General features: G+C 58.6%; 15 protein-coding genes. 11 read left to right on the top strand and 4 right to left on the bottom strand.

Annotation, left to right across the window (positions count from 1 at the left end):
* Position 1: 1 nt before the first annotated feature.
* From K6U75_01185 to K6U75_01135, 11 genes are all read left to right on the top strand, one after another.
* Positions 2-772: a DUF2334 domain-containing protein gene (locus tag K6U75_01185; GenBank protein MCL6473656.1), complete on the top strand. Its 771-nt coding sequence runs from the start codon at positions 2-4 to the stop codon at positions 770-772.
* Positions 769-1,863, top strand: coding sequence for a glycosyltransferase (locus K6U75_01180; GenBank protein ID MCL6473655.1), 1,095 nt, complete (start codon positions 769-771; stop codon positions 1,861-1,863). Before K6U75_01185 ends, K6U75_01180 begins: the two co-directional genes overlap by 4 nt.
* A 24-nt stretch (positions 1,864-1,887) precedes the next feature.
* Positions 1,888-3,183 carry an O-antigen ligase family protein gene (locus tag K6U75_01175; protein MCL6473654.1) on the top strand — a complete coding sequence of 432 codons (1,296 nt, stop codon included), beginning with the start codon at positions 1,888-1,890 and terminating at the stop codon, positions 3,181-3,183.
* Entirely contained in the window at positions 3,173-4,300 is a 1,128-nt protein-coding gene (locus K6U75_01170) for a glycosyltransferase (protein MCL6473653.1), read from the top strand. Before K6U75_01175 ends, K6U75_01170 begins: the two co-directional genes overlap by 11 nt.
* Positions 4,297-5,484: a glycosyltransferase family 4 protein gene (locus K6U75_01165; protein MCL6473652.1), complete on the top strand. Its 1,188-nt coding sequence runs from the start codon at positions 4,297-4,299 to the stop codon at positions 5,482-5,484. Before K6U75_01170 ends, K6U75_01165 begins: the two co-directional genes overlap by 4 nt.
* Positions 5,481-6,101, top strand: a complete 621-nt coding sequence (locus K6U75_01160) for a sugar transferase (GenBank protein MCL6473651.1) — start codon at positions 5,481-5,483, stop codon at positions 6,099-6,101. Before K6U75_01165 ends, K6U75_01160 begins: the two co-directional genes overlap by 4 nt.
* A gap of 3 nt (positions 6,102-6,104) precedes the next feature.
* Positions 6,105-6,773, top strand: coding sequence for an acetyltransferase (locus K6U75_01155; GenBank protein MCL6473650.1), 669 nt, complete (start codon positions 6,105-6,107; stop codon positions 6,771-6,773).
* Entirely contained in the window at positions 6,745-7,953 is a 1,209-nt protein-coding gene (locus K6U75_01150) for a DegT/DnrJ/EryC1/StrS aminotransferase family protein (GenBank protein ID MCL6473649.1), read from the top strand. Before K6U75_01155 ends, K6U75_01150 begins: the two co-directional genes overlap by 29 nt.
* 86 nt (positions 7,954-8,039) lie before the next feature.
* Positions 8,040-9,575 carry an NAD(P)-dependent oxidoreductase gene (locus tag K6U75_01145; GenBank protein ID MCL6473648.1) on the top strand — a complete coding sequence of 512 codons (1,536 nt, stop codon included), beginning with the start codon at positions 8,040-8,042 and terminating at the stop codon, positions 9,573-9,575.
* Entirely contained in the window at positions 9,562-10,758 is a 1,197-nt protein-coding gene (lhgO, locus tag K6U75_01140; GenBank protein MCL6473647.1) for an L-2-hydroxyglutarate oxidase, read from the top strand. Before K6U75_01145 ends, lhgO begins: the two co-directional genes overlap by 14 nt.
* Before the next feature lies 1 nt (position 10,759).
* Positions 10,760-12,100, top strand: a complete 1,341-nt coding sequence (locus tag K6U75_01135; GenBank protein ID MCL6473646.1) for a capsule assembly Wzi family protein — start codon at positions 10,760-10,762, stop codon at positions 12,098-12,100.
* A gap of 287 nt (positions 12,101-12,387) precedes the next feature.
* Here K6U75_01135 and K6U75_01130 read toward each other — a convergent pair whose 3' ends face one another.
* The 4 genes from K6U75_01130 to K6U75_01115 form a co-directional block, all read right to left on the bottom strand.
* Positions 12,388-12,972, bottom strand: coding sequence for a protogloblin ApPgb (locus K6U75_01130; GenBank protein ID MCL6473645.1), 585 nt, complete (start codon positions 12,970-12,972; stop codon positions 12,388-12,390).
* Between the two features lie 53 nt (positions 12,973-13,025).
* Positions 13,026-13,643 carry a MarR family winged helix-turn-helix transcriptional regulator gene (locus K6U75_01125; GenBank protein MCL6473644.1) on the bottom strand — a complete coding sequence of 206 codons (618 nt, stop codon included), beginning with the start codon at positions 13,641-13,643 and terminating at the stop codon, positions 13,026-13,028.
* 107 nt (positions 13,644-13,750) lie between these two features.
* Positions 13,751-14,377 carry a uracil phosphoribosyltransferase gene (gene upp, locus K6U75_01120; protein ID MCL6473643.1) on the bottom strand — a complete coding sequence of 209 codons (627 nt, stop codon included), beginning with the start codon at positions 14,375-14,377 and terminating at the stop codon, positions 13,751-13,753.
* The gene (locus K6U75_01115) at positions 14,364-15,371 is read right to left on the bottom strand and encodes an RluA family pseudouridine synthase (GenBank protein MCL6473642.1); all 1,008 of its coding nucleotides are present in this window, start codon (positions 15,369-15,371) and stop codon (positions 14,364-14,366) included. Before K6U75_01115 ends, upp begins: the two co-directional genes overlap by 14 nt.
* Positions 15,372-15,385: the final 14 nt, after the last annotated feature.

Here is a 15,385-nt window from a genome sequence, read left to right as displayed (position 1 = left end):
TATGCGTGCAAGGTATCTGGTGCGGTTTGATGACATCTGTCCCACGATGAACTGGAGCCTGTGGGCGCCGATCGAGGAAGTGCTTCATGCCTGCGGGGTCCAGCCCATCCTGGCAGTGGTCCCGGAAAACCGCGACCCTAAGCTGCAGGTGGAGCCGCCTCGGGCTGATTTCTGGGTATGGGTGCGCGAAAAACAGGCGGCTGGCTGGAGTATCGCCATGCACGGTTACCAGCACCTCTACGAAACGACGGAGGCGGGACTGCTGGGCATCAACGCCCGGAGTGAGTTTGCTGGACTGCCTTTCGATCGGCAGCGCGAGAAACTGCTGCGGGCGGTGGAGGTCTTTCACTCCCACGGCATCCGTCCGGAGGCGTTCGTGGCACCAGGGCACAGCTTCGACCACAACACCCTGCTGGTGCTGCAGGAACTGGGTATCACCGTTATCAGCGACGGTTTCTTTCTCTACCCGCGCGTGCATCGGGGCATGTTGTGGGTACCGCAGCAGATGTGGAAGTTCCGCCCGGCACCCCTTGGCGTATGGACCGTCTGTTTCCATCACAACCGGCTCGGTGCGCGTGACCTGCGACGACTGATTGTAGACATTCAGCGCTTTGCCCAGTTTACCACAAGCTTGCGGGATATAGTAGACACCTACCGGAACCGCGGTTCCCGACCGATCGACGTCCTGTTTGCGCGCTTATGGCGGCTGGCGCTTCGTGCAAAACTGGCTGCGAAAGCAGCGCTCGCCGCCAGGTCGGAGGCAATGCTATGACCGCGCGCCCTACGATAGCTCTGTTCTTGCCCTCGCTGGCTGGCGGAGGTGCCCAGAAAGTGTTCCTGCACTTGGGGCAGGGCTTCGCTCAGCGCGGCGTAGACGTACATCTCGTGCTGGCGCGCGCGGAAGGACCCTACCTGCCCATCGTGCCCAACACTCTTCAGATAATAGACCTCGGCGCCCCGCGCGTGTTACGGAGTTTGCCTGCTTTGGTGCGCTATCTGAGAAAGGTGCGACCAGTTGTGCTGCTCTCCGCGCTAGACCACGCAAATGTGGTGGCGATCTGGGCGCAAAAACTGGCGCGAGTGCCAACGCGCGTGGTGGTCACCGTACACAGCACCCCCAGCGAATCCAGTGCGTGGGCAAAAACCCTGCGAGCCCGTCTGATGCGCTACTGGGTGAAGCCGTTCTACCCCTGGGCTCATGCGGTGGTGGCGGTCTCGAAAGGAGTTGCCAACGATCTGATACACTGGGTAGGCGTGCCAGCGGACAAGGTCAGGGTCATCTACAACCCTATTGTCACGCCTGACATGCTCCGCAAATCAGAGGAGCCATTAGACCACCCCTGGTTCCAGCCTGGGCAACCACCGGTCATTCTAGGTGCAGGTCGGTTGACCATTGCCAAAGACTTTCCCACTTTGCTTCGAGCCTTTGCGCTGGTGCGCGATCAACAACCAGCGAGGTTAGTGATCCTTGGGGAAGGTGAATTGCGCGCAGATCTAGAGCGTCTCGCAGCACAGTTGGGTATCGGGCAAGACTTCGCACTACCCGGCTTTGTCCAGAACCCATACCCGTACCTGAAGCGAGCGGCGGTCTTCGTGCTGTCCTCAAGGTGGGAAGGATTCAGTGTAGTGCTGGGCGAGGCTCTGGCTTGTGGTACACCAGTGGTATCTACCGACTGCCGTAACGGTCCCCGAGAAATACTTGAAGACGGTAAGTGGGGAGCGCTGGTTCAAGTAGGGGACTATGAATCTATGGCAGCGGCTATATGTGATACACTTTCATCCCAGAGAGTTACGGATTTTCCTAAGGAAAAATTCCATATTGACAACATCGTCACCCAGTATTTGGAGACCATCGGACTGTGATGCAGAGGAGGTCAAAGGCTTGAGTTGTCGGCTGGCTTCGCTATTCTTATTATACTACTAGCTACCGCTATATTGCAGGTCAAGGGACCGAATATGACCTTGCTCATTCCTGGAGCCCCCTACATCGCACTTGCTTTACAATTTGTAGTGCCTTTCATCGCTTGGCCAATCAGACTACATTTAGGAAGACCCTTCTGGCCAATCCTTGTGGTTACTATCCTTCTACTCTGTGCTTTCCTCTTTTCATTACTTTCTGGTTTTTGGAGTAATTCTCCACGACTGGTTGCTCAAAGGTCTTTGATGATCTGGGTTCCATCACTACTAGTTGCGCTTTTAGCGTGGTCGGATACTAAACCTGCCGAAACCTTCATCCGCCTCTCGTTGGGCATATGGGCGTTCGGTTTGCTGCTTGCTGCAATAGGGCTGGTATTGTATGTCTTTGGCACGACGTCCAGGCAAGATGGCTCGTTGATACAATCGCTATCTGTTGGTCCGATTACTTTATCCCAGCAGCTGATTGGGTTGCCACCTTTCTTCCGCATCAGCTCGCTCGCTGGCAACGCAAACACTCTTGCTCTGTGGTGTAGCCATGCCATTGTACTGGGTGTGTATCTCCACGATGCAAAACGAATAGGAACTAGAGTTTTCGTGATTTCTTCTTTCTTGTTGACGGGAGCCTTGCTTCTAACTTTTTCACGAGCGGGTATTGCAACGTTGATCATATCGCTCTCTCTGTATTTACTGCTACACTCAAAGAGGAGACATATGTTCATCTTGTTGTTCGTAGTGTCAGCAATAACCATCATAGGTGCCCAGCGGCTTAGCGACGACAGTATTCTGAAGCAATCTGTTCGTATCGAGGCAGGTCTTAATATGAGAAACATATTATGGGCATATCTGTGGCAATCTTTCACGGAACGTGTATGGACAGGAGTGGGGTTTGGTGTGTCACAAGAGGAAATCTTGCAAGTACAAGGGTTTGAGATATCTGGCCACAACGGACATCTTATCGTGTTGAGCGAAATCGGGATAGTTGGATACATGATGTTGTTTGTGGTCTGGATGTTGCCGTTCATGAACCTGCTCCTCCTGCAGCGATATGGCAAGGAGACGATGAGCATGTCAAAAACTATGCACCAAAGAACGCTTGTAGCATTACTGTTAGGGATGTTTGCATACCAGATGGTAGAAGGTTCGTGGACACGATGGGGGTTCCACACCTTGTATTGGGTATATTTGTGCGTTGTGGGGCTGCATCCGGGTCTGTGTAATCCATCTGGCCTCGAAAGAAACAAGACGCGAGCGGGATATGTCGTCTAAGTTGTTGATTTTCGTCATCACCGGCTTAGCGGTCGGCGGGGCGGAGACGCAGCTGGTGCGCGTTGCCACGCGCTTGAAGCAGCGCGGTTGGGACGTGCGGGTGGTCACGCTCATGCCGCCGCGCGCCTATGCGGACGTGCTAGAGCAGGCGGGTATCCCGGTGACCTCACTGGGCATCCGCGACAAACGCCCTGCTTTGCGCCCTATCTGGCGACTGGCGCGAATCATTCGCGACTGGCAGCCTGTTATCGTACACAGCCACATGGTGCACGCAAACATCCTGACGCGCTTCACGCGCCTACTTGTGCCAGTACCCGTGCTGGTATGCAGTGCGCGAAGCATCCGGGAGGGAGGACGCCTGCGTGAGTGGCTGTACCGTCTCACCGACCCCCTCTGCGACCTGACCACCCACGTTTGCGAGGCGGGGGCGCAACGATACATCCGCGAGCGAATCGTCCCGCCGCACAAGATGCGCGTGGTCTATAACGGCGTAGACGTGGAGCAGTTTCGCCCCGACGGACAAAGACGGGAGCAGATGCGTCGGGACTCGCAAATGGACAACCACTTCGTATGGCTGGCGGTGGGACGTCTGGAGGCGCCCAAGGACTATCCAACCCTGATACGCGCCTTCGCACGGATATCCGATGTGAGAGAGGGAACACTTCTGTGGATCGTGGGGGATGGACCGCTGCGGAGACAAGTAGATGCGTTAACGCGCGACATGGGTCTGCAACTGCGAGTGCGTTTCTGGGGACTGCGCGCCGATGTGCCGAACCTGATGAACGCCGCCGACGCCTTTGTGATGTCTTCCAGCTGGGAGGGTCTTCCCAACGTGCTGCTGGAAGCGCAGGCATGTGGGCTGTCAGCCGTGGTGACCGGTGTGGGCGGCAACGCCGAGGTGGTTATCCACGAGAAAACCGGCTTCATCGTGCCGCCGCAGAACCCCACCGCGCTTGCGGAGGCGATGTTGCGTCTGATGGATATGCCGGGCGAGGTGCGTCAACAGATGGGCATGCTGGCGCGTCAACGCGCGGAACAACTGTTCAGTCTGGAGAGCGTCGTTACACAGTGGGAGAACCTCTACTACGAACTGCTGCAGACAAACAACAGGCGATGAAGGTGCGCGTGGTACATATCTCCACCTCCCCCCTCTTTCTGAACTTCCTGCGCGGTTTGCTGTTTGACCTGCGCGAGCGCGGATTCGAGCCGTCCGTCGTCTGCTCGCCCGGCGAACTACTCGACCGCTTCGTGCGGGAAACGGGAGTGGCGGGATTTGGGGTGGAGATGCCGCGTCGCATCACCCCGCTGCGCGACGTTGTCGCGCTTTACCGGCTGGTCATCCTGCTGCGCCGTCTTCGTCCCCATATCGTGCACGCCCACACGCCGAAGGGAGGCTTGCTGGGAACGACGGCAGCGTGGATGTGCAGAGTCCCTGTACGCATCTACCATATCCGCGGGCTGCCCCATCTCACCGCTTCTGGCGTCAAACGCTTGCTGCTGCACTGGAGCGAAAAGGTAGCGTGCCGACTGGCGCATCGGGTGCTGTGCGTGGGCGAGTCGATGCGGCGCATCGCGGTGGAAGACAGGCTGTGCCCTCCCGACAGGATAAAGGTACTGGCAAACGGCAGCGGGCAAGGGGTAGACGCCGAACGTCGCTTTCACCCCGGACGGTTTACCGAAGTGGAGCGCGAACGGTTGCAGGCTCAGCTGCAGATACCTCCCGACGCGACGGTCATCGGTTTTGTGGGGCGAATGGTGCGCGACAAGGGTATGCAGGAGCTGGCGCACGCGTGGCAGCACCTGCGCGAGGATTACTCTCACCTGCATCTGCTCCTCGTCGGCGATTACGAGGAGCAGGACCCGGTGCCCGCATGGGTACAGCAAACCTTTGCCGGTGACCCGCGCGTCCACATCACAGGCTGGGTCTCAGATGCCGCACCCTACTATGCCATCATGCATGTGCTGGTGCTGCCATCCTATCGGGAAGGTTTCCCCAACACCCCGCTGGAAGCCGCCGCGATGGAGCTGCCAGTGGTAGCCACCCGTATTCCGGGCACTGTGGACGCGGTAGAAGATGAGGTAACCGGTCTGCTGATACCGCCGAGGGATGCTCAGGCACTGGAACAGGCTATCCGTCGCTACCTGGATTCCCCCGCGTTGCGCCAACAGCACGGCAAAGCAGGGCGGGAGCGGGTACTGCGGCTTTTTCGGCAGGAGGTCATCTGGGAGGCGTGGTATAACGAGTACGTGGCTTTGCTCCAGCAACGGGGCATTTTGTCGGTGGAGGAACATGCCCGGTGAGGTCGCAGGCAATCAAACGTGTCATCGATATCGTGGGGGCGGCGGCAGGGATTATCCTGTTCGCGCCGGTGATGCTGGTGGTCGCGCTGCTGGTGCTGTTGACGATGGGTAGACCGGTGCTGTTCCGACAACAGCGTCCAGGGCTGGGGGGCAAGCCTTTCACCCTGTACAAGTTTCGCACGATGCGCGATGCTCGCACGCCTTCTGGTGAACTGTTGGCTGATGAGCTGCGTCTGACAACCTTCGGGAAGTGGTTACGCAGTACCAGCCTGGACGAACTACCGGAGCTGTTCAACGTGTTGAAGGGGGACATGAGCCTGGTGGGGCCGCGCCCACTGCTCATGGAGTATCTGCCTCGCTACTCGCCCGAGCAGGCGCGACGGCACGAAGTCAAGCCGGGCATCACCGGCTGGGCACAGGTCAACGGACGCAACGCGCTGAGCTGGGAGGAGAAGTTTCGGCTCGATGTATGGTATGTGGATAACTGGAACCTGTGGCTGGACCTGAAGATTCTGCTGTTAACCATCTGGAAGGTGCTCAAACGGGAAGGCATCAGCGCGGAAGGCTCCGCCACAATGCCCGTCTTTACCGGCAATACCACACAGGAGAATCCCTGAGCGGTGCGCGACAACAAACCCATAGCTGTTATCGGCGCAGGCGGACATGGCAAAGTGGTGCTTGCCACTCTACAGGCAATGGGGTATGCGACGTTCGTCGTGTATGACGACTCTCCCGATAAATGGGGCACCGAGATGATGGGAGTGCCTGTTCGCGGTCCGGTAGAGCGCATCGCAGAGGATGGCATTCTCAGAGCGGTTATCGCAATTGGTGATAACGACATCCGTCGTCGATTGTCCATAAAAATACGGGGTATCGAATGGCTTACGGTGGTGCACCCCCATGCGTGGGTGCATTCCTCCGTGCGGCTCGGGGCGGGAACGGTGGTGTTTGCAGGTGCGGTCATCCAGCCGGAGGCGCGAATCGGAGACCATGTCATCGTAAACACCGCCGCAACCATCGACCATGAGTGCGTGGTGGGAGACTACGCGCATATTGCACCGGGCGCGCACCTAGCGGGCAGAGTGGAAGTTGGGGAAGGCACTTTCATCGGGATGGGATGCAACGTCATCCAGTGTTTGCAAATCGGGAAGTGGTCTACCGTCGGCGCAGGATCGGTTGTCACCAAACCGATTCCCGACCATGTCACCGCCGTCGGCGTACCTGCCAGAGTCATCAAACGACACCTGCGAGGAGAAACAAATGGCAACTACAGCGACTCGACAAGCTGAGCATAAAACGACGGGGGGGGTCGCACCCTGGCCCTACTTCGCAGAAGACGAGATCCAAGCGGCGGTGCGCGTACTGCGTTCCGGCAAGGTGAACTACTGGACGGGTCAGGAAGGGCGGCTATTCGAACAGGAGTTCGCACAATTTGCGGGCTGTCGCTACGCAGTCGCTCTGGCAAATGGCAGTGTGGCGCTGGAGCTGGCACTGCTCGCTTTAGGAATCGGCGAGAGCGATGAGGTGGTGGTCACCAGTCGCACCTTTGTGGCTTCCGCCAGCTCGGTAGTGCTTGTGGGCGCGAAACCCGTTTTCGCCGATGTAGACCCCGATAGCGGCAACATCACTGCCGAAACGGTGCGGGCGGTGCTGACTCCCCGCACGAAGGCGATTATCGCCGTTCACCTTGGGGGCTGGCCCTGCGAAATGGACGAGTTAATGCAGCTGGCACGGGAAAACGACCTGTGGGTGGTCGAGGACTGCGCGCAAGCACATGGCGCAACCTACAAGGGGCGTCCCGTCGGCAGCATGGGGCACGTCGCCGTATGGTCGTTCTGTCAGGATAAAATCATGACCACCGGCGGCGAAGGGGGAATGCTCACCACTAACGACGAGCGCATATGGGAAAAGGCATGGTCGTACAAGGACCATGGCAAGAGCTACGAAGCGGTGTATCACCGGCAACACCCTCCGGGCTTCCGCTGGCTACATGAGTCGTTCGGCACCAACTGGCGCATGACCGAGATGCAGGCGGCCATCGGGCGCGTGGTGCTGCGCAAAGTACCCGAGTGGGTAGCCACACGCAGGCGTTATGCCCAAATTCTCACTGAGCGGTTCCAGCAACTGCCCGCGCTGCGGGTGACCGTACCCCCTGCCTACATTCAGCACGCCTACTACCGCTATTACGTGTACGTGCGTCCGGAAAGGCTCAAACCGGACTGGAGCCGCGACCGTATTATGGTGGAACTGAACCAGATGGGCATCCCGTGCACAGTGGGCAGCTGCAGCGAGGTGTATCTGGAGAAATCGTTCCACAACGCAGGACTGTCGCCAGCACATCGGCTCCCCGTCGCCAAACAGCTCGGCGAGACCTCGCTCGCTTTTCTGGTGCACCCCACGCTGAGTGAAACGGATGTGCAGGAAATCGCGGATGCAGTCCATAAAGTAATGTTTACAGGTAGCCGATAATCTTACTTATTTGGTTTGCCTGCACTACCAGGATGTAAGCGAGGAGGGTTATGACATTGGCAAAGCGTGGCCGTGTAGGTATGGGGATGTTGTTGCGCGCAACTGCCGACGCCCTGCTGGTGAACCTGTCACTGGTGATTTCGCTGCTGGTGCACTACCTGTGGGTGGTGGGTATCAAGGCGGTGGTCAGTGATGCTCCTGCCGCACTGCAGGAGCATGTGGGTATCTACCTGCGTTCCACCAGCATGTTGACACCCCTTTCGCTACTGGTATTCGCACTGAGCGGCTTTTATACCCACAGCCGATTGTATCAGGGGCGGTACAAAGCCATTGTGATTGCTCAGGCAGTGTCTGTGGCGTACTTGCTGATGCTTCTTGCCAACTATCTGGCACCTTCCCTGCCATCCTTGTATCGCTCGGTCTACCTGATGTCCTGGGGACTGACGCTCGCCCTGTTACTCTCTGTCCGGCTCGGTCCCCGGTTGTGGAAGGTGCTCTCCGCTGTCGAAAAGCGGTATCTCGGTACGCCTCCACCAGACCGCCCCATCCGCAACGTGCTGGTCATTGGCGGGGCAGGTTACATCGGTTCCGCCCTGATACCGAAGTTGCTGGAAAAAGGCTACCAGGTGCGCCTTCTGGATATCTTCCTTTATGGAGAAGAACCGATTAAGCCTTTCGCCCACTATCCGCGGCTGGAGATTGTGAAAGCGGATTTTCGGCAGATAGATAAAGTGGTGGAGAGTATGCGGGATATGGACGCCGTAGTGCATCTCGGCGCTATCGTCGGCGATCCTGCATGCGCTATCGATGAGGAACTGACCATTGAGGTCAATTTGATAGCCACCCGCTTCATCGCCGAAATCGCCAAGGGGTTTAGCGTCAGCCGTTTCATCTTCGCCAGCACCTGTTCGGTTTACGGGGCGAGCGACGAAGTACTGGATGAGCGTTCCGCTCTCAATCCGGTATCGCTTTATGCGCGCAGCAAAATCGCCTCTGAGCGCGTGCTGCTTAGCCTGGCATCACCGCAGTTCGCCCCGGTTATCCTGCGCTTCGGCACCATCTACGGCTTGTCCGGACGCATCCGCTTCGATCTGGTGGTGAACTTGCTGACCGCCAAAGCGGTGACGGAGGGCAAAATCACCCTCTATGGTGCCGACCAGTGGAGACCGTTCCTGCACGTGGACGATGCCGCTGCGGCGATTGTAAAGGTACTGGAAGCACCTGTCTCACAGGTGCGCAACCAGGTGTTCAACGTCGGCTCGGACGAGCAGAACTTTACCCTCCAGCAGGTGGGAGAGACCATCCAGCGGCTGGTACCGACAGCGGAGATTATCCACATGGGATCCGACGGCGACCGGCGCAACTACCGCGTGAGCTTCGGCAAAATCCGACGCACCCTCGGTTTCAAACCGAAGTGGACCCTGGAGGAAGGGATTCGGCAGGTCATTGACGCCTTGCACAGCGGAGTGATAGCCGACTACCGCGACGCCCGATACAGCAATGTGAAGTTTTTGAGAGAAGAGCAGGCCCTGCGCGGGCTCCGCCCTCAGAACGGCTGGGCATACGCACTGGTCAACGACGTGTCCAGCAGCCGTGTGCTCGTGTCCCATGAAGTCGAGTGATGTGCTCGTCGTGGGCGGTGGTATCGTTGGGCTGGCAACCGCCTACCAGCTGAGCCTCCGTTATCCACAAAAGCACGTGATCGTGCTGGAAAAAGAGTTACGCCTTGCCATGCACCAGTCGGGGCGTAACTCCGGAGTGCTGCATTCCGGCATTTACTACAAGCCCGGCAGCGTCAAGGCGCAGACCTGTCGCCGCGGCAAGGCGCTGATGCAGGCGTTTTGTGAGCGCGAATCCATCCCCTATGAAATCTGCGGGAAGGTCATCGTCGCCGCGTACGAGCGAGAAATCCCCACCCTGCACATGCTGCTGGAAAGGGGACAGGCAAACGGCGTGCAGTGCGAAATAATCAGCGCAGAACGTCTTCGCGAACTGGAACCCCATGCAGCGGGCATCAGTGCGATTTACGTGCCGGAAGCAGGCATCGTCGACTTCCGCGCAGTATGCGAACGGCTGGCTCAACGTATTTGCGAAGAACACGGTGAAGTGCTTACGGGCGTACGGGTTCTCGGTATCCGCGAAACGTCCACAGAAGTGGTTGTCCACACCACGCAGGGTGACTTCACCGCGCGCTATCTGGTGAACTGCGCCGGGCTGTATTCCGATGATCTCGCGAGCGCCAGTGGCGTCGTTCCCCCAGCCCGAATCGTGCCCTTCCGCGGAGAGTACTTCCTGTTAACAGAGGAAGCCCGCTTCCTGTGCCGAAACCTCATCTACCCCGCGCCCGACCCGCGTTTTCCTTTCCTGGGCGTGCATTTCACGCGTACCATCACCGGCGAAGTGGAATGCGGACCCAACGCGGTGCTTGCATTCGCCCGAGAAGGCTACAGGAAAACGAACATCAACCTGCGGGAACTGTGGCAGACGCTAACCTACCCCGGCTTCTTGCGACTGGCATGGCGTTACTGGCGTACCGGACTGGGTGAAATGTGGCGTTCATTGAGCAAGAAAGCGTTTGTCCACGCATTGCAGCGGCTTGTACCGGACGTGCGAGCGGAACACCTGCGCCCCGCGCCCGCGGGTGTACGCGCTCAGGCGGTGGACCGGTTTGGGCGTCTCGTGGATGACTTCCTGTGGGTGGATACCGCTCGTACGGTTCACGTCGTGAACGCGCCCTCCCCCGCTGCAACCGCGTCGCTCGCCATCGCGGAGAGGATTGTGGACAAACTGGCAGAAAGATTCTGATATGCGCACGCTACTAAGCTGCTGTTTCATCGCGCTTTGGACGTTGCCCTTCGTGTGGGCACAAGACATCGCCCCACTCCACGCACCGGAGAACGACCTGATTGCCTCCGCGCTGGGTGGGTCCGTCCGACTCGCCCCGCTGACGCAGCGCGTGTGGAGCGAAGACGACCTGCTGCGCCTGTCCGCGCAAAGCGATAACGCACCGGCAACCGCCATTCGCAGGCTCCTGCTCGGGCAGCAAGCTCCAAAAGCACATTCCCTCTCCGCACTCGCTGTGCTTACCGCCGAAAGCGAGCCGCGCCTCGCGTGGCGATTTTCTGGGATTTACAGCCTGGCTAGGGATGCCGATTTGGTGTTCGTTGCCGATACCACCCGTTCTCTCGTCGAGCAGCGCTCGCTGATGCCCTGGGCGTATACGGCTCAGCTACGGTTGTACACCCCGCTGGGCGAGTGGCGCGTCGGGCAGTCGCCGATTCGCTGGGGGGGTGGCTATTCGGGTGCCATGTTGCTCTCTGATAATCCCCCGCCGATCTTTCACGTGGACTACCGCACTACCTGGCATCTCGGACGACGCCTCCGGACGTGGCGTTACGAGCAAATAGCCACCGCCTTTACCGAAGACGGCGAACGCAGGTACCTGATGGCGCGACGCCTGCGTCGCGAACTCTCGCCCCAATGGGAAATCTCGCTGGCGGAAGCTTTCAAAGCCAGCAAGCTGCCATACAGTGTGACTGCCTTCATCCTGCCCTTTTACCTTTATCAACACATCTACACGTGGCAACTGTATAACCGCAACGACGACTGGTTCAACTACATGGCGGAGGTACAGGTGCAATATCGCTCCAACGACCAGAAGTTCTATTTCCATCTACTGCTGGATGACGCTCAGGCGCCGCGCTGGCTCACCCGCTTCCGCTACACGACGCCGCGCAAATCAGGTGTACTGGTTGGCTACCATGTGCTCCTCCCCGGCAACGGCCAGTTCGCCATCGAGGCGGCTCACACCGACGGAGACCCCGGAGGCGGAGTGTACAACTACAAGAACCCCGCAAACCGCTGGGTATACCGCGATGCCGTGCTGGGACATCCGGTGGGTACAAACCGTGATATGCTGTGGCTGAGACTGGACCTGCCCATCGCCAGCCGCACCTACCTGGCACTTGAACATGTCAACACCCGCCGCGCCAATGCGAGCCCTGAAGTGCCCGTCGGCAAAACGTGGAAGGCTCATCTGCACTGGTTGCTGCACGAAGGGTATTCATTGGGCATCAGCTGGCAGCACGACATCAGCCGTGACGAGCGCACAAACCGGTGGCTGCTGCAGATTGGCAGGGTGTTCTGAGCGACACAGTAATGTTTCTGTGCGAGGAGGCGGGAACCACTACCCTGACAGGGAACCATGATGGAGGGACAGGCAATGGTTCAGTCATTTGCTACGCGGTACCCACACCTCGACGGGTTCCTGAGAGGCTTTTCTCGCAATTTTTGTGACACAGAAATGTCGCTTGCATTGCCTGTCCGACGTGGAGTTTTGCCATTACTTTCTCGGTTGTGTAACCCATGATAGAAAAAGCCAGGTTCCCCTGTGGTGAACCTGGCTTGTATGCGTATGAGAGGGTTGCGCTCCGTTTAGAAGTCCTCACCTGGGACATATGGGGCACTCCACAGTGCGACCTGTAGCACTACCGACTTGAACCAAGCCTGATGCATCTTCTCTACTTCATCCGCAGAGTGCCCCTTTTTGGCAAGGAAAGGCTTGATGGTTGCGGTGATGGGATAAATAAAAGCCACCATGTATCGGTAGCTGACCACCGGCACGGAGTTCACACCGTCGGTCTTGTTTTTCTTAGTGCGGTGGTGGCGCAAGCCGATCTCGTGTGCGTAGTCGAGCCAGTTCCTGTCGTACGGGCGGTTGCAGGTGTCCAGTATCCACTGCCCAAACCGCTTGCGCACGGCTGCCAGATACTCTGCGTTGGCGTTGCCTTTGCCATCCGTGAAGTAATACACCAGATGCGGGTGCGAGCCGACAAACCCGTACCACACGTCCAGAATGTCCTCGACCTGGTCAGCCAGTACTTCACCTGCCATGCGCAGATAACGCTCGTCCTCTTCGGTGAAGAGCACCGCCTTCTTCAGGTTGTCCAGGTCTTCCAGCGTCAGGGGAGACGGCGCGACCTGAGACGTCCCATACGTGTAACCAGGAATGTGGTTCATTCATCCTCCCTCCTTGTGATGTTATGTCGTCAAGCGCACACGCGCTTTCCGCCTTACTCGTTTGCTGGTGCAAACTCCGGACATTCCAGATAGGTGTCCGCCTCGCGCAGGGGCGCATCCATGAACGCGCAGTGATGGGGCTCCTGCGGATTCTCGGGATGAGCATCCTTCCGGAAGAACTGGCATCCCCGACACATTTCGTACACACGAACATAACCAGCGCCGTGCAACTCACGGACGATTATCTTCAGTGCGTGTGCCAAAGATGATTGCTCCTCCTCTGGCAGGTGGTTCACTGCTGCCTCAATCACATCCAGCACGCCCTCAACCTGTGCTACCCGCTCCTCACCTGCGGGGGTCAACGCCAGCTTAACCACCCGCAGGTCCTCCGGCACAACACTGCGCTTTAGCAAGCCTTTGCGTTCGAGAGCGTCCGCAACACTGCTGGACGTTGCATAGGCGACCTTCAACCGCTCGCTCAGACCGCCTATTGTTCGCACCCCAGGACGCGCGTATTTCAGAAAGAGCAACGCCTGTATCTGCGCGGGCGTCAGGTCCAGCTGCAGCCCTCGCTCGCGGAGCAGAAAACCCATCGCCTGGCTAATGCGATACAGTGCTATACTAATCTGCCCCGCAAGGGTGTCTCGATGTCTTGGATTAAAGGCCGACATATTTCGTACTCCTAAATAATTATAGGAGACCACGCGTTATTTTGTCAAGCTTTCGAGCGGGGATATTCGAAAAAATCATTTAGCCGCAGGCTTTAGACGACGCAAAGTCACGTCCCATACAGCCTGTCTCCGAAGTCGCCGATGCCGGGCAAGATGTATTTGGCAGCGTTGAGTTCCCGGTCCAGCGCAGCGGTATAGATGGGCACGTCCGGATGGTTGCGGTAGATGCGGTCGACTCCCTCTGGCGCCGCCACAACGCATATCAAAACCATCCTGCCCGCGCCGCGACTGCGTATCGCCGCCAGCGCCTGGTCCACCGAACCGCCTGTCGCCAGCATGGGGTCGATGAGCAAGACCGTGCGACCCTCCACTGGCGGCAGTTTCAGGTAGTAGGAGTTGGCAATAGCGGTGGTATGGTCACGCTCCATGCCGATGTAGCCCACTGATACGTCGGGAAAGAGGTCGGCTACTGCTTCCAGCATTCCCAGCCCCGCCCGCAGGATAGGTACGACCACCAGCTTCGCCGCCAGCACCGTGCCCTGCGCTTCCTCTAGTGGCGTTTCCACCGTGACGCTTTCGGTGGGAAGGTCGCGGGTGGCTTCGATGACGAGTATGGTGGTCAGCTTGCGGGTCAGGGAACGGAAGACTTCGGGAGGAGTGTGCCTATTACGCAGTTGGGTCAACAGATGCTGTGCCAGCGGATGGTTCACCACATGCAGATTACTCACGTGCATCCTCCTTTTTCCCTCTCAGCCATTCGATAATCGCCTGCATATCTTCGGGTGGTTCACAAGTGAAGGTCATCTCCTGCCGCGTCACCGGATGGGCAAAGGTCAGGCGGTAAGCGTGCAGTGCCTGCCCACCCATCCGCCCGATCAGTTCCTCCAGCGAACGGGCATCTGCCTTTCTCCAACCGTACTGTGTGGCGGAACGCCCCGCGCCATAAACGGGGTCTCCCACCACCGGATGCCCCGCATACGCCGCGTGCACGCGCACCTGATGGGTTCTGCCGGTATGTAATCGCGCCTCCAGCAGGGCGCATACTCCCAGACTTTCGAGGAGTGCGAACTCCGTCACGGCGGGACGGGCACTGGGGTCATGCAGTGGTGCCTTCACGCTCATGCGGGTGCGGTCGCTCTCACTGCGTCCGATGGGAGCATCTACCAGCGCGCGCTGGAATCGCGGCACACCCCACACCAGCGCAAGATAACGACGCTCGACCAGTCTCTGCTGAATCTGCTCGGCAAGCGCACGATGGGCAAGGTCGGTACGGGCAATCAGGATTAAGCCGGTGGTATCTTTGTCCAGCCGGTGCACGATACCGGGTCGCTCCGGTGCGCCAATCGTAGACAGGCTCCCGAAACGCGCCAGAGCGGCATTCACCAACGTCCCGTTCTCTGCGCCGGGCGCGGGATGTGTCACCATACCCCGCGGCTTGTTCACCACCGCGAGATGCTCGTCCTCGTAAAGCACCTGCAGGGGGATGGCTTCGGGTTGCGGCTCTACCGGCGGAGGCGTGGGAGGCTCCAGATACACTTCATCCCCTGCCTTCAGGCGCATATTGGGCCTCGCAATCTTGCCGTTCAGCTCCACGTAGCCCGCCTCAATCCACCGCTGTATCTGTGCGCGCGATACATCGGGCAGGCGTTGCGCCAGAAACACGTCCAGCCGAACGCCTTCCTCAGTAGAAGTGGCGTGATACAACAGTGAATTGGACGATGCCTCCATCCCAACTGCATTAT

The sequence above is a fragment of the Bacillota bacterium genome (assembly GCA_023511455.1).
GTDB lineage: Bacteria > Armatimonadota > HRBIN16 > HRBIN16 > HRBIN16 > HRBIN16.
The sequence above is the reverse complement of the archived record's forward strand: the minus strand, read 5'-3'. Positions and strand labels throughout refer to the sequence as shown.